The 19,310-nt window shown below is 51.6% G+C and carries 21 protein-coding genes and 4 tRNA genes; 16 read left to right on the top strand and 9 right to left on the bottom strand.

Annotated elements, in window-relative coordinates; translation table 11 throughout:
- Positions 1-55: 55 nt before the first annotated feature.
- Positions 56-937, bottom strand: coding sequence for a 1-acylglycerol-3-phosphate O-acyltransferase, YihG family (locus ACT3RU_RS03240; RefSeq protein WP_192526937.1), 882 nt, complete (start codon positions 935-937; stop codon positions 56-58).
- Between the two features lie 290 nt (positions 938-1,227).
- Between ACT3RU_RS03240 and ACT3RU_RS03235 the strand changes: the two genes are divergently transcribed.
- On the top strand, positions 1,228-1,926 hold the full coding sequence (locus ACT3RU_RS03235; protein ID WP_192526938.1) for a CoA transferase subunit A: 699 nt from the start codon (positions 1,228-1,230) through the stop codon (positions 1,924-1,926).
- A 59-nt stretch (positions 1,927-1,985) separates the two neighbouring features.
- Complete coding sequence (locus tag ACT3RU_RS03230; protein WP_172116579.1) at positions 1,986-2,651, top strand: CoA transferase subunit B; 666 nt, start codon at positions 1,986-1,988, stop codon at positions 2,649-2,651.
- Positions 2,652-2,699: 48 nt separating this feature from the next.
- Here the strand turns inward: ACT3RU_RS03230 and ACT3RU_RS03225 are convergent, their stop codons facing one another.
- From ACT3RU_RS03225 to ACT3RU_RS03205, 5 genes are all read right to left on the bottom strand, one after another.
- Positions 2,700-3,467, bottom strand: coding sequence for a VOC family protein (locus ACT3RU_RS03225; protein WP_192526939.1), 768 nt, complete (start codon positions 3,465-3,467; stop codon positions 2,700-2,702).
- A gap of 107 nt (positions 3,468-3,574) precedes the next feature.
- Positions 3,575-3,856 carry a GrxA family glutaredoxin gene (locus ACT3RU_RS03220; protein WP_192526940.1) on the bottom strand — a complete coding sequence of 94 codons (282 nt, stop codon included), beginning with the start codon at positions 3,854-3,856 and terminating at the stop codon, positions 3,575-3,577.
- Between the two features lie 198 nt (positions 3,857-4,054).
- A complete protein-coding gene (locus tag ACT3RU_RS03215; protein WP_192526941.1) occupies positions 4,055-4,594 on the bottom strand; it encodes a response regulator transcription factor in 540 nt (179 codons plus the stop codon).
- Between the two features lie 69 nt (positions 4,595-4,663).
- A complete protein-coding gene (locus ACT3RU_RS03210) occupies positions 4,664-5,935 on the bottom strand; it encodes an ATP-binding protein (RefSeq protein WP_192526942.1) in 1,272 nt (423 codons plus the stop codon).
- Between the two features lie 10 nt (positions 5,936-5,945).
- Complete coding sequence (locus tag ACT3RU_RS03205; RefSeq protein ID WP_192526943.1) at positions 5,946-6,362, bottom strand: ferric reductase-like transmembrane domain-containing protein; 417 nt, start codon at positions 6,360-6,362, stop codon at positions 5,946-5,948.
- Positions 6,363-6,504: 142 nt separating this feature from the next.
- Here ACT3RU_RS03205 and pyrC point away from each other — a divergent pair, with 142 nt between their 5' ends.
- A complete protein-coding gene (gene pyrC, locus ACT3RU_RS03200) occupies positions 6,505-7,542 on the top strand; it encodes a dihydroorotase (RefSeq protein ID WP_483392498.1) in 1,038 nt (345 codons plus the stop codon).
- Between the two features lie 80 nt (positions 7,543-7,622).
- On the opposite strand, the gene mtnN is transcribed toward pyrC, so the two are convergent.
- Complete coding sequence (gene mtnN, locus ACT3RU_RS03195) at positions 7,623-8,330, bottom strand: 5'-methylthioadenosine/S-adenosylhomocysteine nucleosidase (RefSeq protein ID WP_087105492.1); 708 nt, start codon at positions 8,328-8,330, stop codon at positions 7,623-7,625.
- Between the two features lie 47 nt (positions 8,331-8,377).
- Positions 8,378-9,238, bottom strand: a complete 861-nt coding sequence (gene folD / locus ACT3RU_RS03190) for a bifunctional methylenetetrahydrofolate dehydrogenase/methenyltetrahydrofolate cyclohydrolase FolD (protein ID WP_192526945.1) — start codon at positions 9,236-9,238, stop codon at positions 8,378-8,380.
- Between the two features lie 206 nt (positions 9,239-9,444).
- Between folD and ACT3RU_RS03185 the strand changes: the two genes are divergently transcribed.
- From ACT3RU_RS03185 to ACT3RU_RS03145, 9 genes are all read left to right on the top strand, one after another.
- A tRNA-Pro gene (locus ACT3RU_RS03185) sits at positions 9,445-9,521 on the top strand.
- Positions 9,522-9,612: 91 nt separating this feature from the next.
- Positions 9,613-9,689, top strand: a tRNA-Arg gene (locus ACT3RU_RS03180).
- Positions 9,690-9,754: 65 nt separating this feature from the next.
- Positions 9,755-9,829: transfer RNA gene (locus tag ACT3RU_RS03175), tRNA-His, on the top strand.
- 36 nt (positions 9,830-9,865) lie between these two features.
- Positions 9,866-9,940, top strand: a tRNA-His gene (locus ACT3RU_RS03170).
- A gap of 132 nt (positions 9,941-10,072) precedes the next feature.
- Positions 10,073-10,342, top strand: coding sequence for a hypothetical protein (locus tag ACT3RU_RS03165; protein ID WP_192526946.1), 270 nt, complete (start codon positions 10,073-10,075; stop codon positions 10,340-10,342).
- The gene (locus tag ACT3RU_RS03160; RefSeq protein ID WP_192526947.1) at positions 10,339-11,580 is read left to right on the top strand and encodes an NAD(P)/FAD-dependent oxidoreductase; all 1,242 of its coding nucleotides are present in this window, start codon (positions 10,339-10,341) and stop codon (positions 11,578-11,580) included. The genes ACT3RU_RS03165 and ACT3RU_RS03160 overlap by 4 nt, the downstream gene beginning before the upstream one ends.
- A 75-nt stretch (positions 11,581-11,655) precedes the next feature.
- Positions 11,656-11,865: a putative motility protein gene (locus ACT3RU_RS03155; protein WP_087105488.1), complete on the top strand. Its 210-nt coding sequence runs from the start codon at positions 11,656-11,658 to the stop codon at positions 11,863-11,865.
- Positions 11,866-12,152: 287 nt separating this feature from the next.
- On the top strand, positions 12,153-13,742 hold the full coding sequence (locus tag ACT3RU_RS03150) for a peptide chain release factor 3 (protein ID WP_087105482.1): 1,590 nt from the start codon (positions 12,153-12,155) through the stop codon (positions 13,740-13,742).
- 79 nt (positions 13,743-13,821) lie between these two features.
- Entirely contained in the window at positions 13,822-14,601 is a 780-nt protein-coding gene (locus ACT3RU_RS03145; protein ID WP_192526948.1) for a TatD family hydrolase, read from the top strand.
- A 34-nt stretch (positions 14,602-14,635) separates the two neighbouring features.
- On the opposite strand, the gene ygfZ is transcribed toward ACT3RU_RS03145, so the two are convergent.
- Positions 14,636-15,616 carry a CAF17-like 4Fe-4S cluster assembly/insertion protein YgfZ gene (gene ygfZ, locus ACT3RU_RS03140; RefSeq protein ID WP_192526949.1) on the bottom strand — a complete coding sequence of 327 codons (981 nt, stop codon included), beginning with the start codon at positions 15,614-15,616 and terminating at the stop codon, positions 14,636-14,638.
- A 156-nt stretch (positions 15,617-15,772) separates the two neighbouring features.
- Here ygfZ and ACT3RU_RS03135 point away from each other — a divergent pair, with 156 nt between their 5' ends.
- The 4 genes from ACT3RU_RS03135 to nei are packed head-to-tail and all read left to right on the top strand — an operon-like array spanning position 15,773 to position 19,251.
- The gene (locus ACT3RU_RS03135) at positions 15,773-15,970 is read left to right on the top strand and encodes a hypothetical protein (protein ID WP_087105479.1); all 198 of its coding nucleotides are present in this window, start codon (positions 15,773-15,775) and stop codon (positions 15,968-15,970) included.
- Positions 15,970-16,377, top strand: coding sequence for an OsmC family protein (locus tag ACT3RU_RS03130; RefSeq protein WP_192526950.1), 408 nt, complete (start codon positions 15,970-15,972; stop codon positions 16,375-16,377). Before ACT3RU_RS03135 ends, ACT3RU_RS03130 begins: the two co-directional genes overlap by 1 nt.
- A 20-nt stretch (positions 16,378-16,397) precedes the next feature.
- Positions 16,398-18,422: an excinuclease ABC subunit UvrB gene (gene uvrB / locus ACT3RU_RS03125; protein ID WP_087105477.1), complete on the top strand. Its 2,025-nt coding sequence runs from the start codon at positions 16,398-16,400 to the stop codon at positions 18,420-18,422.
- 4 nt (positions 18,423-18,426) lie between these two features.
- Positions 18,427-19,251: an endonuclease VIII gene (gene nei, locus ACT3RU_RS03120; protein ID WP_192526951.1), complete on the top strand. Its 825-nt coding sequence runs from the start codon at positions 18,427-18,429 to the stop codon at positions 19,249-19,251.
- Positions 19,252-19,310 lie beyond the last annotated feature (59 nt).

Here is a 19,310-nt window from a genome sequence, read left to right as displayed (position 1 = left end):
GAACCCGCACAACCTGTTAATAAGCTAATTAGCAAGCAGGCACCAAGCCAGACAGTTAGGCGTGATCGGATTGGCTGTCCAACAAGGCATCTTTTTCCTGCCAGAGTGAATTGGTCCATGCGTGGAAGCGTTCCTTATGCTGCTTTTCTTCGTGGTAGTCGGATTCGTGCATCCACTGGGGAATGGGCAATGTTCGTGCCTGTAGTGTAATAGGCGCTTCCTGACCGCATAAAAACCCCCAAAACGTTGGTGACGGGTTAGCGTAACTGATCGTTACATCAAGAATACCATCCAATTGATCGCCAAGCAGGCTAAGTACCTGCGAAATCCCCCCCGCTTTTGGCCTTAACAAATGCTGATATGGGCTTTTCTGTGCATCGCGCTTCGCTATGGTAAACCGCGTGCCTTCAATGAAATTAAATATGGCGATGGGGGCGCTCCGCGCCCGGTGGCACATGGACGCTGTGGATTGGCGGTCTATCGTGGCAAGAGTAGGATTCTTGGCGATCTGTTCACGGCTGAAGCGGCGCATAAACGGAAATTCAAGTGCCCAAAAGGCAAGGCCTACAATCGGAATCCAGATCAATTGTCGTTTTAGAAAAAAACGCGGCATAGGGATACGGCGGTGCAAGGCCATGAAAAGAATAAAAATATCGGTCCAGCTACGGTGGTTGGATATGACCAGCCACCATTGGTGTGGGCTCAACGATTCAGGAATCGAAAAAGTGACATTTGGCCTCAGCCAGCGCTTCATCCACCAAAGGTTAGCGCCGACCCAGTTAAGGGCCACGGCGCATAAGCCGTCAAGTACCCATGTTCTAAAGCGTTTCACTGGGATAACGACTTTTAGAAAAGTGAGCGCAATAAGGGGAATTCCCCAAAAAAGCGTGGTGAGCGTGAACAGCACAATGCTGACTAAGCCCTTGAAAATAGCCATATCCGTCCTTCAATGAAACGTATAACGATGCGTTTAATGCTAATGGATCAACGCTATGCTGCCCAGTACAATGGTAAAAAAGCACGTATTTTATCGTTGTTATCTTCTCGCGTTCCAAGAAGTAATTTTCCATCCGGCGACACTTCCGGCTCTTTAATGGCTAAGCTTAAGGCAGCCCGTGATAGGCATCACTTTTTGGGCTTGGGTAATCAAATATAGTAATAGAGACAACACTGACAGTACCGATAAGCGCATTTTACGTACCACCGACAACTAGGCGAGGCATAATAATGGCAGGATTTGATAAGCGTGTTGCTTCCTATGCCGAAGCGATGGAAGGTATCGAAGACGGAATGACCGTACTGGCTGGCGGCTTTGGCCTATGCGGAATTCCAGAAAACCTGATAGCAGAAATAAAGCGTCGAGGTGTTAAGAACCTGACGATTGCTTCTAATAATTGCGGCGTTGATGGTTTTGGTTTGGGTGTTCTGCTTGAAGATCGTCAAATCCGCAAAATATTTGCCTCTTATGTCGGCGAAAACGCGCTCTTTGAGCAGCAGATGCTCAACGATGAAATTGAGGTTGTGCTTACCCCTCAAGGCACGCTGGCTGAAAAAATGCGGGCGGGTGGCGCAGGCATTCCAGCATTCTATACCGCGACAGGCTACGGTACCCCCATTGGTGAAGGTAAGGAGGTGCGCGAATTTAACGGGCGCCACTACATCATGGAAGAAGCCATCGTCGGTGACTTCGCAATAGTAAAAGGCTGGAAAGCGGATCGTTATGGCAATGTTGTGTACCGCCATACAGCGCAAAACTTTAATCCCTTGGTGGCGACCGCTGGAAAAATCACAGTGGTGGAAGTTGAAGAAATTGTAGAGCCAGGTGAGCTTGAACCCAGCCAGATCCATACCCCGGGTATTTATGTGGATCGGATTATTCAGGGTTCGTTTGAGAAACGCATCGAAAAACGCACGGTGCATGGCTAAATCGTTGACCGCTAACGGCTAAACAACTTTTTTAATCGCTGAATAATGAGGTTGCCACCATGGCTTTAACACGTGAACAGATGGCGCAGCGTGTTGCGCGTGAACTGGAAGATGGCTTTTACGTAAACTTGGGTATTGGTATCCCCACTCTGGTTGCCAACTACATTCCTGAAGGCATTGATGTGATGCTTCAGTCAGAAAATGGTTTATTGGGCATGGGGCGTTTCCCTACGGAGGAAGAGCTTGATGCTGACATGATTAATGCTGGTAAAGAGACGGTGACCGCTCGGCCTGGTGCTGCTATTTTTTCATCGGCAGAATCTTTTGCCATGATCCGCGGTGGGCATGTGGATCTCACCGTTTTAGGTGCGTTTGAAGTCGATCAGAATGGCAATATTGCGTCATGGATGGTGCCAGGCAAGTTGATTAAAGGAATGGGGGGAGCCATGGACCTGGTGGCTGGCGCTGAAAATATTATTTGCACGATGACCCACGCCTCCAAGCATGGCGAGTCGAAGCTGCTTGAGCAGTGTACTTTACCGCTGACGGGCGCTGGCTGTATTAACCGCGTTCTGACTGACTTGGCCTACCTGGAAATTAAAGACGGCGCCTTTGTGCTTAAAGAGCGCGCGCCCGGGGTCAGCATCGATGAAATTATCGAAAAAACGGCGGGTAAGCTGGTAGTGCCTGACCATGTACCCGAAATGACGTTTGTGGAAGCGTAAACGCAAATGTAAGTGCGTTACTTGTTATAAGCAGCCTTGGTGGGCTGCTTAGACAATCTCACAGCGGGCATGGGCAGGAATGAGTATTTCGGCGATGCGTTCATGACCCGCATCAATATGTTTTTGAGTAAGCGCCAAGCCGCCCAGGCAGAGGCGATGCTCATCGCCATCACTAAAGATGATGCGTTGCGGCATGGCAGGATAAAAATGATGCTCAATAAGCGTCGAAAGGGAAAATACGCCGTTTTGAGGCTCTTTTTCCCCGGGCATGCCTGTTTTTTCTAGCTGGTCATTAAGCGCTGTTAGCGTATCGCCGAGCTCGGCACAATCAAAGCCTGCATGGTGTAGGCGCGGGCCCATAACCGCCAGCCAGGCAGCAAGTGGGTGTGCCTTTAGAAGCTGCTGATACAGCGACCAGGAGGGCATGGGCCACGGACGCCCGCGACACAGCAAGTTGTGGCCCTTGCAGTCCTGAGGGTGTGATTGATTCACCAGCGCAGCCAGCGCCTCACGAGGCAGTTTTGACAGCGTCCCCAACTGTAGCTCAGCTAATACTAGCCAACTTCCTTGGTCATCAGGTGCGAGAAGGCGAATGAGAAGGCCCTTGTCAGCCATCGCATAATGGGCAACCTGACGATACCCCATGTGCGCTAATCGGTTATTCAAAACGGAAGCAGAAAAAGGGCCATGGTTCAGCGTTACGAGCGTTAAGTATTCCGCCGTAGAGGAGAGAGGCCAAAGACGCAAACCGCCGATGTCGGGGTGCGAATGAATATAGTCAAGCCAAAGCTGCTGTACGAATTCATCACGTTGCACGATGCTATCCTCGCCGCCTAAACAAGCGATGTTAGAAAGAGGGACTTGTTTAAAACCCAGTATAGGCAGGCGAGAAAAAGCGTGTTCAACGACTATAAACGGCAAATTTAACGTAACGAATCTTCATGGGGAGCTAATAACTGCTTCTCACGTACAAACCTGTCGAATTCGGTAAAGCCGCCTATGTGCGTTTGGTCGACAAATACTTGCGGAACCGTATGAATAGGCTTGCCTGCCGTTTTAGCGATATCCTCTTTAGTAACGCCTTCAGAGGGCATATCGACATAGCGATAACCCTCGATCTTACCGATTGTTTCCAAGTGCTCAGCAAGTTGCTTGGCACGGACACAGAAAGGGCAGGTCATTCTGCCAAAAATAACCACAAACATGCGAAAACTCCTAACGTCAAAATGATGGATGGCTCAAGGGTGCCTATTGTGGCGTAGCAGTCCTTGTTTCGCCAATAGGGTAAGGCAATGACGCCGATGGTATCGGCGTCTGCGGTGGCCGGTTTGGGAGTTAATGCGGTAGGCAAGCTCAGCGCGGCGAGTACTGGCTCTGCTGCGGAGCAGGCCGCTGGTGCAGGGCTAACGCTTAACGGGGCGTTTTTGCAGCTTCCGCTGCAGTGTCCGGCGATGCATGCCGAGCGCGCGAGCTGTCGCGGAAATATTGCCGTCGTGTTCATGAAGCACTTTTTGAATATGCTCCCACGTGATTCGATTAATGGACGGTGGGTTATCAGCAAGCTCTATATTGGGGTCGCCTTCCTGGTGTTCAAAGGATGCGATAATATCGTCAGCGTCGGCTGGTTTGCACAGGTAGTTGACGGCTCCGAGCTTCATGGCCTCCACGGCCGTGGCAATGCTTGAGTAACCGGTAAGCACTACAATGCGGCAGCTTGGGACGGCGACCAACATCTCAGGGAGCAGCTTTAGTCCTGAGCTGTTTTCAAGCTTGAGGTCGAGCGTGGCCATGGTGGGTTGAAACTGAACCGCCACCGCAAGCGCCTGGTCTGCATCATGCGCTGTCATTACCTCATAACCGCGGCGGGTGAACGCTCGGCTGAGCACGTGACAGAACATTTCATCGTCATCAATAATTAGCAGGCGCTGATCTGTCGTTTGCATGATGTCCTCAACGTTAGTGCTTGAAACACACTAAAACGCGTTTCAATTAGGCTGTGCCGTTAGTTTGGCTTAAAGGGGGGCGGAGCTACGCGGAAGTGTTACTTCTGTCAGCGTGCCACCTTCGGGATGATTATACAGACTCACACCTCCCCCAAAGCGATTGATCGTGGCATGGGTTAAAAACAGGCCAATACCCATTCCCTTGCTCTTGGTAGAAATAAACGTATCACCGAGCTGGTCAGCAATAGACATGGCAATGCCCGGGCCGTGATCACGAATATCAATGATAACGCTCTCTTCCTGCCAATCAAGACGAATAGAAACCTGTTCGGGATTGGCATCAGCGGCATTGTTTAGCAGGTTCATTAGTGCCTGGTCCAGCGTTGTGTCAACGGCAAGCCAGGGTTTGCCGCGCCTTTCAACGATTTCCAATTGGTGGCTAACATCTGGTCGCAACACTAACCAGCGCTGCACAACGCCGGTTAGCCAGGTCTGGGCATCCAGTATTTCGGGTTCTGCCATGCGTCGCCGATCGGCGCTAGTGACCAAATGCTGAAGGCGAGATTTACAAATGTCGACTTGCTGGCGCAGTAAGCGAATATCCTGCTGTAACGTTCCCCCTTCGGGGGCCTCATCCTGCATCTCTTTTAACAGTACGGCCATGGTCGAGAGCGGGGTGCCTAGTTCGTGTGCTGTGCCCGCCGCCTGAGTGGCTACCGCCAGCACCTGTTCGTTACGCAGCGCCGCTTCGCGAGTAAGAGAAAGTGCTTTATCTCGATTACGCAGTGCATGGGCCATTTTATAGATAAAAAACGTGACCAGACCTGCTGAAAGGCCAAAGTTAAGCCACATGCCCAGGACATGCAGGTTGAGCATTTCATCGCTATTAATATGCGCCAGTTGGGGGACATGGTGGTAAAAGAACATTAGAAAGCTGTAGCCTGCCATGGCGCAGATCGCACATATCCAGGCATGGCGCCACGGTAGGGTTGCCGCAGCAATCGTCACAGGCACCAGATAGTAGGTAATAAACGGATTGGTTGAGCCTCCCGAAAAATAAAATACCAGGGTCAGGCCCGCAATGTCGGCCAATAAATGCAGCAGATACTCAATATGTTCCACCGCTCGCGGGCGCCCCAATCGCCACCAAGTTGCGATATTCAATAAGCCCATCGCGATAACGACACTGACGACCGCGGTGACGGGTAATTCAAAGGCCAGTAGCTCAACGCCGACCACAATGGCGATCAGAAACCCTGTCCAGGTGATTCCCCGAACAATAGTGAGGCGAACAAGGTTGCGGTTCGGGGTCGAGAGGGGGAGCGGCAAAGCCGTTTGCATGGGCTACTACCTATTTACGTGAAGTTTTGATGCTGTGAATGACAACCTTAATGAGTAGCGTCATGACATAGGTCAGCCAGCCAGCGGATGCCATTAGATTGAATAACAGTATTTTTGGTGGCAGCCAGGTACTGCCAAAAGTCGCTTCCACCATGATATGAAAGAACATCGCGAGCAGAAGGGGTAATGCCAGAATATGAATCCACATATCCGTGCGCCGCTTACGGATATGGTAGCGGCGCAGTAGATAGCGCATTGGTCGGTGTGCCCAGCTAAATAGCACCAGTGCACCCACGATAAAAAGTGCTGCCAGCGTCGGCTCGGTATTGCCGGTATGTACGGAAATGGAAATCGACCAAGCGAGACCTAGCCATACCAGCCCCTCTATGCTGGCAATAATATCCGCATAGCGTCGCACATTTTGCATAAACAATTGGACCTTGAACCTCTAAAAGTGCCGTTATAATACGATACTTGTTAGGGTGTGTGACATTGATAAGCAGATTTCTCCGCCAAGTGGATCACGTATACTGTATTGGCTTTTTTCTTTAACCAGCTTAGGACTTACCGTGGACGCTATTACCCTGACCCGCCCCGATGACTGGCACCTTCATTTACGTGATGGCGAGGCGCTGAAAGCCGTGGTAGGCCATACCGCCGCCCAAATGGGGCGTGCGATTATTATGCCTAACTTAACGCCTCCGGTAACGACCACGGCTCAGGCGCTTGAATACCGTGAGCGTATTTTGGCGGCCTTGCCTGAAGGCAGCACGTTCGAGCCTCTGATGACGCTCTATTTAACCGATACGACGCCGCCTGAGGAAATTGAGCGCGCAGCGCAAAGCGGCGTGATCAAAGCGGTTAAGCTTTACCCTGCTGGGGCAACCACTAACTCGGATTCGGGTGTCACCGATCTTGTGCACTGCGATGACACCATTGCCATGCTTGCCAAGGTGGGAATGCCGCTGCTTGTTCATGGTGAAGTAACCACTGCTGATATCGATATTTTTGATCGTGAAGCGGTATTTATCGAAACGGTAATGAAGCCTCTGCTGGCGCGCCATCCCGCGTTAAAGGTTGTTTTTGAGCATATTACGACCCAGCAAGCGGCAGAGTTTGTGGCAAACGCACCGGATAATATTGCGGCCACTATTACGGTTCATCACTTGCTGTTTAACCGCAACAAAATGCTGGTGGGGGGGATTCGTCCGCACTACTACTGCCTGCCTATCTTAAAGCGCGAACAGCACCGCCAGGCATTACTGAAAGCAGCCACCAGTGGCAGTCCCAAGTTCTTTTTAGGTACGGATAGTGCGCCTCACGCCAAGGGCGATAAGGAATCCAGTTGTGGCTGCGCTGGCGCTTACACGGCACCGGCGGCGATTGAATTATATGCAAGGGCCTTTGATAAAGTGGGCGCGCTCGATAAGCTGGAGGCGTTTGCCAGCCTGAATGGTCCGCGTTTTTATGGCTTGGCGCCTAATGCCGACAAAATCACGTTAGAGCGTAAATCCTGGCAGTTGCCGGAAAACTATCCTTACGCGGGGGGCAAAACGATTGTTCCATTGCTGGCGGGAGAGTCGCTTGAGTGGTCCATTAAAGCGTAACTGTTGATGAAGTAAGAAACGAAAACGGAGCCATTCGGCTCCGTTTTCGTTAGTGGTAAACACCGGCTGTTGGTAAGACCTTAGCGCTGGCCAAGTGTTTGTAGCATGTGGTCCACCATGCGCGATGAGTGGGCGGCGGCTACGTCCAGGAACTGTTCAAAAGAAAGGTGGTTATCATCGTTACCCGGAATATCGGATAACGCACGAATCACCACGAACGGGCATTGATACAGGTGACAGGTTTGCGCAATCGCCGCAGCCTCCATCTCAACCGCCAGCATGGAGGGGAACTGGGCCTGTGTCGCAGCCACACGTGCAGGATCAGACATAAACGCATCGCCCGTCGCAATGAGACCCTCTCGGACGTTAACCTCGCCAACCTCTTTGATTGCCTGGCGGGCAATGGCGCGTAGCTGAACATCTGCCAGGTAAGCCGCGGGCATGCCGGGTACCTGACCTATTTCATAGCCGAACACCACTGCATCGACATCATGATGGCGTACTTCATCTGAAATGATGACGTCGCCAATGTTGAGATCGCTTGCAAATCCGCCCGCTGAACCCGTATTGATGATAGCGTCAGGGTGGTGGCGTTCCAGCAGAATGGCGGTACCCACCGCCGCATTCACTTTGCCAATGCCGGACTGTAGTATCACTACCTCAAGCCCATGTCGCATACCCGTATGAAATACAAACCCTGCATGCTCATAGCGCTCAGCATTGTCGAGCTGTCCGACCAGAATGCCGACTTCTTGCGCCATTGCGCCAATAATGCCAATACGCTTCATCGAATAGGCTCCTTCATCAAACCCTAAAAATTAACAGTACAGTGAACCTACGCGTTGGCGTCGTGATGCTCAGCCGCTTCAAGCGTATTTTCAAGCAAAGTGGCAACGGTCATGGGGCCTACCCCCCCTGGGACGGGTGTGATAAAGCTGGCCCGCTCGGCTGCGGCTGCAAAATCGACATCTCCCACCAGCGAGCCATCTTCCTGACGGTTGATACCAACATCAATCACAATGGCACCTTCCTTAATCCATTCCCCTCTAACAATGCCAGGTTTGCCGACAGCCACGACCACCAGGTCGGCACGGTTAACATGGGCCTGCAAATCCTGGGTAAAGCGATGGCACACAGTGATGGTCGCGCCTGCCAGCATCAGTTCAAGCGCCATTGGGCGGCCCACGATGTTAGAAGCGCCAACGATAGTAGCGTTTAAGCCACGCACCGGCAGACCGCTTTCTGCCAACATGGTCATGACCCCTTTGGGTGTGCAGGGGCGTAGAGCCGGCAACCGTTGAGCAAGCCGCCCAAGATTGTAGGGGTGAAAGCCATCGACATCTTTGTCGGGCTTGATGCGCTCTAGAATGGGATTTGCATCAAGATGAGCAGGAAGCGGTAGCTGAACCAGGATGCCGTCTATGCTTGCATCATCATTAAGCTGGTCAACCAATGCTTCCAACGCTTGCTGTGTGGTAGCGGCGGGGAGGGCATGTTGAAACGATAGGATGCCTGCTTGTTCGCAGGCACGATGTTTATTACTAACATAGACGTGAGACGCCGGGTCTTCACCGACCACAACAACGGCTAGTCCTGGTGCACGAGCGCCTACCTGCTGACGTTTAGCTATCTTCTCGGCAACGCGTTGACGGACATGAGCAGCGATGGCTTTTCCATCGATAAGTTGGGCGGTCATTTACAAAGATCCCTATGGAGGTTGGAGCGCTGATGCAAAAGCACGCTTGCTTGAGCATTTACTATCGGAAGTAATTTTCGCATGCCCAAGCGGCTAGGCAAAGCATCTACACAATCATTCGCTTTAAGTGTTGACTTTAATTTTAAAAATAGTAATATATGCCTCGCTTGAGACGAGCAGCGCGGTAAGCGTCAAAGGTGATAAATCGGGATGTAGCGCAGTCTGGTAGCGCGCCTGCTTTGGGAGCAGGATGTCGGGGGTTCGAATCCCTCCATCCCGACCACACTTAACGCGAAAGGCGTTACTTTGCTTTTCCAAGTTTGGTTGTGGTCAAGTGCTCATTGGCGTTCAGTGTTTTTTGGGATGCTTTATGTGCGCCCATAGCTCAACCGGATAGAGCAACGGCCTTCTAAGCCGTAGGTTGCGGGTTCAAGTCCTGCTGGGCGTGCCATTAGTAATGCTGTTCGATGGTCATTTGCCGGTTAGGAAAGTTTAAGTGCGTTAGTGCTATCAATGGTGGGTGTAGCTCAGTGGTAGAGCCCCGGATTGTGACTCCGGTGGTCGTGGGTTCGAAACCCATCATCCACCCCATTCGATAGTAATATACGGCTACAGTTTTAGGTTGTGGTGGATGTAGCTCAGTGGTAGAGCCCCGGATTGTGACTCCGGTGGTCGTGGGTTCGAAACCCATCATCCACCCCATTCGTATTGCCTATTTAATATCTTCTCTTCATATCTGATACCACTTAATTGTGGTTTTTTGTTTTTGATTTCTGCGTTTTCCTTTCATATTCCTTTCTGCATGTTGTAATGTCTGTTTAAAGACAATTCGTCATGCTTCCCTTGTTGTGCTTACTCTCCATGCACCCTGTGTTTAATTGCTGCTTAAGCTTTTTTTGTGGCTTTGTCCGCTTGCAAAGCTTTAAAGCAGTGGAGTTGTCTGCGGGTGATATTTTTACAGCGTTAATTGCTGCAAAAAGTCTTGAAAAAAGCTTTTTAAGCTGTGCAAATGCCCTTTGTTTAGTGATATTTTTCAATCAGTTGCTGGCGTTGTTTTCGCCTGTATTAAACGTGGGTATTAGCGCTGAGGAGAATGCAAGATGACGCGACAAACGGTAGTGCTAGGGGCGGGCATGGTGGGTGTCAGTATTGCATGGCATTTACAGCGTCGCGGGCACCAGGTCACATTGGTGGACAGGCGCCAGCCTGGCCGGGAAACGTCGTTTGGTAATGCGGGCATCATTCAGCGAGAGGCGGTGCGTCCTTATGCATTCCCCCGTGATATGAAAACCATTTTAAGCGTGCTGCCTAATAAGCGCGTGGATATTCGCTATCGCCCGGCAGGCATGCTGAATGCCGCTTCACCCTTGTTAAGCTATTGGCATAACTCTTCGTCAGGGCGCTATAAAAAAATCGTTCCTGAGTGGGCTTCTCTCATCCAATTGTGCTTAAAAACGCACGGTCCGATGATTGAAGCTGCTGGCGCCGAGCACTTGGTGCGCCGTGAAGGGTGGTTAGAGATTTACCGCACGCAACCGCGCTTGGAAAAACGTATTAAAGAGGCTGAAGAAGCTCGTGAGCGTTATGGGGTGCAGTTTAACGTGCTGGATCGTGCAGGCGTTGAAAGCAAAGAGCCGAATTTAGGTAAGGATATTATTGGTGCTATTCATTGGCTGGACCCCTGGACGGTGGCCGATCCGGGGGCCTTGGTGGCTGCCTATGCGCAGGATTTTATGGGCAACGGAGGTAAGCTTCTTCAGGCAGATATCCAAAAGGTTGAGCAAGCAGGCGAGCGCTGGCGGGTTGTTACTGAAACGCAAACCCTTGACGCTGATGAAGTGGTGGTTGCCTTGGGGCCATGGTCTGGCGAATGGATGAAAGGGCTGGGCTATCATTTTCCTACCTTTGTTAAGCGTGGCTATCACATGCACTATGCTGCCCAAGCGCCAGCCAAGCTGAATTACTGGTTAATGGATGCTGAAGTTGGCTATTTGTTGGCGCCAATGAACGCAGGAGTGCGCCTAACGACCGGTGCTGAGCTTGATCGAATAGAGTCGCCCGCTGATGAGCATCAGTTGGAGGCGGCGGAAAAAGTGGCCAGGACTATTTTCCCGCTTGGAGAGCGCCGTGATGCGGCCGCCTGGAAGGGCGCGCGCCCCTGTTTGCCGGATATGAAGCCGATTATTGGTCCGGCACCACGTCATCCTGGGTTATGGTTAGCATTTGGGCACGGGCATCAGGGTTTTACCCTTGGGCCAGCAACAGGTCAGCTATTGGCTGACATGATCGATGGCAAGCCGACAGAAATTGATATGTCACCCTTTCGAGCTGAACGGTTCTAAATCGTCACGCCGCTTTGTAGGTTGTCCGGATATTTGCTAAGCTGATTTGACGTTTGACTTCTGAGGGCAGGCTTTATGGATGTATCTATAAGCAATACGGTGAGTACAGCGCTTTATATGAATCAAGCGCAAACTGCTGAACAGGCCCAAATGCAGATTTTCAAAGACGCATTGGATATTCAGGCTCAACAGGTCACGGAAATCATGGCGTCAGCGGATATGGGCGCTGAGTCCAACCTTGCTCAAGAAGGTAATGTGGGTACGCAGGTTAATACCTACGCTTAGGCGGGTGCAAGCGACCACAATTAGCTATTATCTTTAAAACGCCGACCTGTTCGGCGTTTTTTTATTGGGCTCAAAAGTGATTTTGCAGGCCTCGCTCGCGCGGACATATTGTAGCAGCCCTTAAAAATGTCCCAGCATCCATCATGTGTCTTCCCCTGAGGGTTTCAAGGCGTAGGTTTCAATGAACATGGCACCAAAACGGTCATAACGTTACAATCTCGCCCAATTCTGAATCACTCAGCCAGAGTCGCGTTACGTTGCTGAGTACTAATTTCTGTAGAGGCAAGATGAAAGACACTCAGTTAGCCCAGGAAGCGGATCTGCGCCGCACATTCGCTATCATTTCGCACCCGGATGCGGGCAAAACAACCATCACCGAAAAAATGCTTCTGTTTGGGAATGCTATTCAGCTGGCAGGCTCGGTGAAAAGTAAGCGTAATGACCGACACGCGACGTCTGACTGGATGAAGATGGAGCAGGAGCGGGGAATCTCGGTGACGACCTCCGTTATGCAGTTCCCCTATGGCGGTCGTATTGTGAACTTACTGGATACGCCAGGGCACGAAGACTTCTCGGAAGACACCTATCGAACCCTGACAGCCGTTGACTCCGCTTTGATGGTTATTGATGGGGCCAAGGGTGTTGAAGATCGGACCATCAAACTGATGGAGGTATGTCGTTTACGTGCCACACCCATCCTGACCTTTATTAACAAAATGGATCGTGATATCCGTGACCCTATTGAGGTGATGGACGAGGTCGAGACCGTTTTAAATATTCAGTGCGCGCCCATGACATGGCCTGTCGGTATGGGGCGTCATTTCAAGGGTGTCTACCACCTTTACAATGATGTTATCCATCTTTATACCCAAGGTCAGGGCAGCCATATTCCGGAAGACAAGCGCATCGAGGGCTTGGATAGCCCTGAAGTGGATGCTGTTCTGGGCGAAGAGCAGGCTGAAGAGCTACGTATGGAAGTTGAGCTGGTGCGGGGCGCTTCGCACACGTTTGACCTTGAGGCTTATCGGCGAGGTGAGCTTACGCCCGTCTACTTCGGTACTGCGATGGGGAACTTCGGTGTACGCGAGATGCTGGACGGCTTCGTGGAGTATGCGCCTGCCCCTCAGCCGCATAAAACCGACCTGCGTGAGGTAACCGCCCACGACGAGCGTTTCACCGGATTTGTATTTAAGATCCAGGCCAATATGGATCCCAATCATCGTGATCGCATCGCTTTTTTACGTGTTTGCTCTGGCAAATATGAGAAAAATATGAAGATGCGCCATGTGCGTATTGGCAAGGATGTCAAAATAGCCGATGCGTTGACGTTTATGGCATCTGATCGCTCCCATGTAGAAGAAGCTTGGCCGGGTGACATCATTGGCTTGCATAACCACGGCACGATCCAAATCGGCGATACCTTTACCGTCGGCGAGGATATGCGTTTTACCGGTATTCCTCACTTCGCGCCTGAGCTCTTCAAGCGAGTCCGCCTGAAAGACCCGCTGAAAATGAAGGCGCTTCAGAAGGGCTTGCAGCAGCTTTCTGAAGAGGGCGCTACTCAGGTCTTCATGCCTATGGATAACAACGATCTAATCCTGGGGGCGGTGGGCACCTTGCAGTTTGACGTGGTCGCCCATCGGCTAAAAGAAGAGTACAAAGTCGATTGTTTGTATGAGGGGGTCAACGTACAAACGGCACGTTGGATATATTGCGACGATGCCAAAATGCTCGAAGAGTTTAAGCGTAAAGCCAGCACGAATTTGGCTATTGATGGAGGCGGTTACTTAACCTACATCGCACCTACTCGGGTTAATTTACAAATGACTCAGGAGCGCTGGCCCGATATTCGCTTCCAGCCCACACGAGAGCATTAAGTTAGCTACTTTTAAGATAAGCAAAGGTTGGCAAGCCCAGGGAGGGGCTTGCGTGCTATATAAAAAGGGAGGTCCTACAGTGCTTATCGATGCCCATTGTCATCTGGACTTTAGCGCGTTTGACCAGGACCGCGATGCTGTTTTTGCTGCAGCACACGCGGCCGGCGTCTCTCATTTCATTGTGCCTGGTACTACTCGGCAACGCTGGCAACAGGTGCTGGCGCTAGGCGAGCGCAGTGATGTTAGCGTGTGCTTGGGCCTCCATCCCTATTTTATGGAACAGCACCAGCGAGATGAGGATATCCTTGCGCTGGAGCAGGCGCTGGGTTCAAATCCACGGGTCGCAGCGGTTGGGGAGTGCGGTATTGATGCACGCTTTAAAGATTCCTGGGAGCCGCAGTGGCGCCTTTTCGATGATCAACTGCACTTGGCCAAGCAGTACAAGCTCCCTGTCGTGGTTCATTGTGTGCAGGCCAATGACAAGGTCAGTAAACGGCTGCGCCAGTTAGCGCTTCCCCAAGCGGGGCTGATTCACGCCTTCTCAGGCTCTATAGAACAAGCCCAAAAATTTTTAGACGGAGGATTTGTGCTGGGGCTTGGGGGCGCTGTTACCTATGAGCGTGCTCAGCGGCTGCGGCGAACGGTAGCGGCACTGCCCAATGATGGCTTTGTGCTGGAAACAGATAGCCCTGATATGCCCCTTAGCGGCCATCAGGGTGAGCGTAACGAACCCCAATGTGTTGCTCACGTGTGTCGCGTCGTGGCAACGCTGCGCAACCAAACAGAAGAAGAGGTGGCGGCACATAGCAGTGCCAATGCCGCCCGATTGTTTAAGCTTAAGGCTTTTCAGAATTCTTAAACGCGTGAGCTTAGTCCTTGTAATCCTAGCCCTTTTAAACCTGGCCCTTTAACGTGGCCGCCAGTTGTTCAGGGTCAAGCCGTTCAATAGCGTAGGGTAGCGGCAGTAGGGTGAGTGCGTTGCCTTCCCAGTAAAGCGGCATCGCTTCTTCTGTCGCCTTGGTATTCATCACAGCCAGCAGCTCCACACTATCATTATCGCGTCTTACGCTTGCAACGATCTCGCCCATGGCTTTATCCAGCTCGGTTTTTATGCTGGCGCCTGTCTCGGGTAGCGTTGTCGATGTAAGTTCAGCGTGAACCAAGCGTTTTTTAACTTGTCCACGAAAGTGTGCTCGGGCTACCACCTCCTGTCCTGTGTAGCAGCCCTTTTTAAAGCTAATGCCCCCTAATGCTTCCCAGTTCAGCATTTGAGGCAGAAAGTGATCCTGCTGAGCCTCTGAGAGCCAAGCAATCCCGCTGCGAATGTCGGCAAGTTGCCAGGCAGCCTGCTGGACTTCGTCATCCACCACCTGCTGAGAAGATGCCTCTATCGTTGTCTCCGTCGTGCAAAACAGCCAGCGAGGCATTTCCCCAGCAACGCGTACAACGCTCGATGGGCCATTAACGCTTTGTGCGTATGGCTGCTCAGGAAGGGTTAATCCCAGTGACTCAGCTAAGGTGTCTGCTTCTTTGCTGGCGCCAATAAACGTGATGTTCGTATCATGAATTAATTCAGCTCGATAGAACGCGGCGAATTTTTTTAAATGGGCCGCTAATGAGTCGGTAAGAGACACACTAAGGATGAGTCTAAAGTGCTCAGCGTTAAGACGCAGCAGCTGTCCATTGGCGAGCATTCTTCCTTTGGGTGTGCAAAAACACGTAAGGGGGGCAAACTCGCCGTCAGCTAAACTTACCTGAGCGCTTGTTTGGCCCTGCAGAAATTTTTCAGCATCTGCCCCTATTACATCCAGCGCTGCCAAGTGATTAAGGCGCACATTGTCGGTGATCATAGTAGAGGGGATAACCATTGCCATATAGACTCCTGATGGGTCGCTGATCGCTGAAAGTGGGGTTAGGACACCGAGCTTCTCAACTTGTGGGCGAATGATACTAATTGCAAGGTGTAATAGCGTGCTAGAATCTTTCTGTTGTATCAGTTTTGCATAAGATTAAGTGAGGAAGACAGCGTAATGGCACAGCAATCGTTAACATTTCAAGGCGTAAAAAATGCTGATCAAGTCAACAAGATTACCACGGCATTGATGATGTTGGAGGGTGTTGATAGTGCAGAGGTAGGCCGCCACGGTGCAGATGTGGATGGCCGTGTTAAACGTGAGGCACTGATTAACGCCGTAGAGAAGCTCAAGCTGGGAGTGAAAGTATCTTGATGCATCCACCTATTACGGTAATCAGCCAGCGTAACCATGTATTTCGCCAGCGTATTGAGGTCGATAGCCTGGAGGCCCTGTATGCCGATGTTCCCACTTTGGTCGGAGGCGAAGGCAGTGCGCCTGACCCGCACGACTATTTCGATATTTCTCTGGGAACGTGTAAGGCCATTACGGTGCAGATGTACGCCAAGCGCAAGAAGTGGCCGCTTACGGCGATTACTGTCACGGTGCAGCGGGACGACAGTGAGGAAGCGCATGGAACTTATAAATTGAATGTAGCGTTAACACTGCATGGGATCAGCGACCCGGAACAGCGGGCGCGCCTGGAAGAGATCAGCCATCGCTGCCCCATCCAGCGCCTGATGACGCAGGCAACTGTTGATATCACTACGCACGTTATTTAACTTTCCATTCAGGAGCAATGATGAGCAAAGAGTTTCGGTTGCAGTCGAAATTTAAGCCTGCCGGTGACCAGCCAAATGCGATAAAAGGACTGGTAAGCGGCCTGGAGTCCGGACTTGCCCATCAAACGCTGCTTGGGGTAACCGGGTCGGGCAAAACATTCACCATGGCGAATGTGGTTGAGCAGCTTCAGCGCCCGACCATTGTGATGGCACCTAACAAAACCCTCGCGGCTCAGCTTTATGGAGAGTTTAAGTCCTTCTTTCCGGATAACGCTGTCGAGTACTTTGTTTCGTACTATGACTACTATCAGCCCGAAGCCTACGTGCCGTCGTCGGATACATTTATCGAAAAAGACGCAGCTATCAATGATCATATTGAGCAGATGCGTCTCTCGGCAACCAAGGCTTTGCTTGAACGTCGTGATGCGCTCATCGTTGTTTCCGTTTCGGCTATTTACGGGTTGGGTGACCCCGACCAGTATTTAAAAATGCGTCTGCACTTTACCCGCGGTGAGTTGATAGATCAGCGCGCCTTTTTGCGCCGTTTGGCGGAGCTTCAATACACCCGCAATGACATGGACTTTCGCCGAGGCACGTATCGCGTGCGCGGGGATGTCATTGATATCTTTCCTGCTGATTCTGATGAGAATGCGGTACGGGTTGAACTGTTTGATAACGAAATCGACTCTATTCGGATTTTTGATCCGCTAACAGGGGACATACGGGGCCAGGTGCCGCGTATGACGATTTACCCCAAGTCCCACTATGTAACACCGCGTGAAACCATTTTAGGCGCGATTGACTCGATAAAGGGTGAATTGAAAGAGCGTCTTGAATGGATGCGCAAGCATGAACGCCTGGTAGAAGCGCAGCGCCTTGAACAGCGTACGCTTTACGATATCGAGATGATGCTGGAGCTGGGTTACTGCAACGGTATTGAGAACTACTCACGCTACTTATCCGGGCGTGCGCCTGGCGAGCCGCCGCCCACGTTTTTTGACTACCTGCCTGACGACGCGCTGCTGTTTATTGATGAGTCTCACGTCAGCGTGCCTCAGGTGGGCGGTATGTATAAGGGCGACCGTTCACGTAAAGAGACGTTGGTAGAGTACGGCTTTCGCTTGCCTTCGGCGTTGGATAACCGTCCCATGAAATTCGAAGAGTGGGAGGCCATTGCTCCTCAGGCTATTTTTGTTTCGGCAACGCCGGGCAAATATGAAGCCGAGCATGCGGGCCAAGTGGTGGAACAGGTGGTGCGTCCTACGGGGCTGCTGGATCCTGAAATTGAAGTTCGCCCGGCCAGCACCCAGGTAGACGATCTGCTTTCCGAGATCGGCTTGCGTACTGCTGTCGGTGAGCGCGTACTGGTGACAACGCTTACCAAGCGTATGGCTGAAGATTTAACAGAATACTTTGATGAGCATGGGGTACGTGTTCGCTATTTGCACTCCGATATCGATACCGTCGAGCGGGTAGAAATTATTCGTGACCTGCGCTTGGGCAAGTTTGATGTACTGGTGGGTATTAACCTGCTTCGTGAAGGGCTGGATATTCCCGAGGTGTCGCTAGTCGCCATTCTTGATGCTGACAAGGAAGGATTCCTGCGTGCAGAGCGCTCTCTAATTCAGACGATTGGGCGTGCGGCACGTAATGCCCACGGTAAAGCTATTTTGTACGGTGATCGTATTACCGACTCCATGCGCAAAGCGATAGATGTGACGGAGAGTCGTCGGGCTAAGCAGCAAGCTCACAATGAAAAGCACGGCATTACGCCTACAACCGTGACGCGCTCCGTGGCAGATATTCTGGAAGCTGCGCAAGCACCCGGCAAAAAGAACAGCCGTAAGCGTGGGGCAGAGCGTAAGGTGGCAGAAGGTGCCGGTGATTACGATATCGCCAGTATGGGGGCACATGATTTGTTAGCCGCTATCAGCAAGCTTGAAGACGCGATGTTTGAGGCAGCGCAGAATCTGGAGTTTGAAGAAGCAGCGCGCCTGCGCGATCAACTGCATCAAATGAAAGAAAAACAGCTGGCGCTAGGATAAGGATATGCCAGAAGGCCCCGAAATCCGCCGGGCAGCCGATCGAATTGAAAGGCAAGTTGGCTGTCGGGTAATTGATGATGCCTGGTTTGCTTTCCCAGAGCTTGCTGCTCAAGCCGATTCACTGGTAGGTGTTGAGGTGACAGCGGTAGACACACGCGGTAAAGCCATGCTGATACGCTTTGCCAACCAAAAGGTGCTCTATTCTCATAATCAGCTGTATGGCGTCTGGAAGCTTCATCGGGTCGATCAACCACCTGTCACCAATCGCGCTCTACGTGTAAGGCTAGAAACCGAGGGAAGGGTAGCCAGCCTTTATAGTGCCTCGGATATTTCTCTTTGGGAGTCGAGCGAGCTTGAGAAGCATCCTTTTCTGGCTCGCTTGGGCCCTGATTTGTTAAGCCAGCAGGTAACGCCTGAGAAGGTGCTGGCGCGATTAACCATGAGGCAATTTTATCGGCGAAGCCTCGGGGCGCTGCTGCTTGATCAAGGTTTAGTCGCGGGGTTAGGCAACTATCTTCGCTCCGAAGTTCTGTTTTTCGCCCAATTACACCCCAAACAGCGCCCAGCCGATCTAAGTGATGTTCAGCAAATGCAGTTGGCAGCGCTCATTGTAGAAATTACGCGGCAGGCTTACCGGTTAGCGGGCGTAACGAATGCTCCTGCCTGGATTGAACAAGCAATAGCGGCAGGCGAATCTCGCCGCCAATGGCGATTTGCCGTGTTTGATCGGGCCGGGCTCTCTTGCCACCGCTGCGGCGACATTATCGAGCGAACGATGGTGGGCTCACGACGCTTGTATTGGTGCCCAGCCTGCCAGCCAGATGTGTAATTACTAGTTATACCGTTATCTTGTATGATTGCTAAAACGAATAATCCGCTTGCTTTTCG

It is taken from the genome of Halomonas sp. TP35 (assembly GCF_052375975.1).
Lineage (GTDB): Bacteria > Pseudomonadota > Gammaproteobacteria > Pseudomonadales > Halomonadaceae > Vreelandella > Vreelandella citrativorans.
This window is presented reverse-complemented; position numbering and strand designations above follow the sequence as displayed.

Bases quoted from the DNA above. Each gene is read 5' to 3' on its own strand.
- ACT3RU_RS03135 (WP_087105479.1), top strand. From the start codon at position 15,773: ATGGCACAGCAATCGTTAACATTTCAAGGCGTAAAAAATGCTGATCAA.
- ACT3RU_RS03155 (WP_087105488.1), top strand. From the start codon at position 11,656: ATGGATGTATCTATAAGCAATACGGTGAGTACAGCGCTTTATATGAAT.
- mtnN (WP_087105492.1), bottom strand. From the start codon at position 8,330: ATGAAGCGTATTGGCATTATTGGCGCAATGGCGCAAGAAGTCGGCATT.
- ACT3RU_RS03165 (WP_192526946.1), top strand. From the start codon at position 10,073: ATGCTTCCCTTGTTGTGCTTACTCTCCATGCACCCTGTGTTTAATTGC.
- nei (WP_192526951.1), top strand. From the start codon at position 18,427: ATGCCAGAAGGCCCCGAAATCCGCCGGGCAGCCGATCGAATTGAAAGG.
- ACT3RU_RS03220 (WP_192526940.1), bottom strand. From the start codon at position 3,856: ATGTTTGTGGTTATTTTTGGCAGAATGACCTGCCCTTTCTGTGTCCGT.
- ACT3RU_RS03205 (WP_192526943.1), bottom strand. From the start codon at position 6,362: ATGCAAAATGTGCGACGCTATGCGGATATTATTGCCAGCATAGAGGGG.
- ACT3RU_RS03160 (WP_192526947.1), top strand. From the start codon at position 10,339: ATGACGCGACAAACGGTAGTGCTAGGGGCGGGCATGGTGGGTGTCAGT.
- folD (WP_192526945.1), bottom strand. From the start codon at position 9,238: ATGACCGCCCAACTTATCGATGGAAAAGCCATCGCTGCTCATGTCCGT.
- ACT3RU_RS03230 (WP_172116579.1), top strand. From the start codon at position 1,986: ATGGCTTTAACACGTGAACAGATGGCGCAGCGTGTTGCGCGTGAACTG.
- ACT3RU_RS03235 (WP_192526938.1), top strand. From the start codon at position 1,228: ATGGCAGGATTTGATAAGCGTGTTGCTTCCTATGCCGAAGCGATGGAA.
- ygfZ (WP_192526949.1), bottom strand. From the start codon at position 15,616: ATGGCAATGGTTATCCCCTCTACTATGATCACCGACAATGTGCGCCTT.
- ACT3RU_RS03210 (WP_192526942.1), bottom strand. From the start codon at position 5,935: ATGCAAACGGCTTTGCCGCTCCCCCTCTCGACCCCGAACCGCAACCTT.
- ACT3RU_RS03215 (WP_192526941.1), bottom strand. From the start codon at position 4,594: ATGCAAACGACAGATCAGCGCCTGCTAATTATTGATGACGATGAAATG.
- ACT3RU_RS03150 (WP_087105482.1), top strand. From the start codon at position 12,153: ATGAAAGACACTCAGTTAGCCCAGGAAGCGGATCTGCGCCGCACATTC.
- ACT3RU_RS03240 (WP_192526937.1), bottom strand. From the start codon at position 937: ATGGCTATTTTCAAGGGCTTAGTCAGCATTGTGCTGTTCACGCTCACC.
- ACT3RU_RS03130 (WP_192526950.1), top strand. From the start codon at position 15,970: ATGCATCCACCTATTACGGTAATCAGCCAGCGTAACCATGTATTTCGC.
- uvrB (WP_087105477.1), top strand. From the start codon at position 16,398: ATGAGCAAAGAGTTTCGGTTGCAGTCGAAATTTAAGCCTGCCGGTGAC.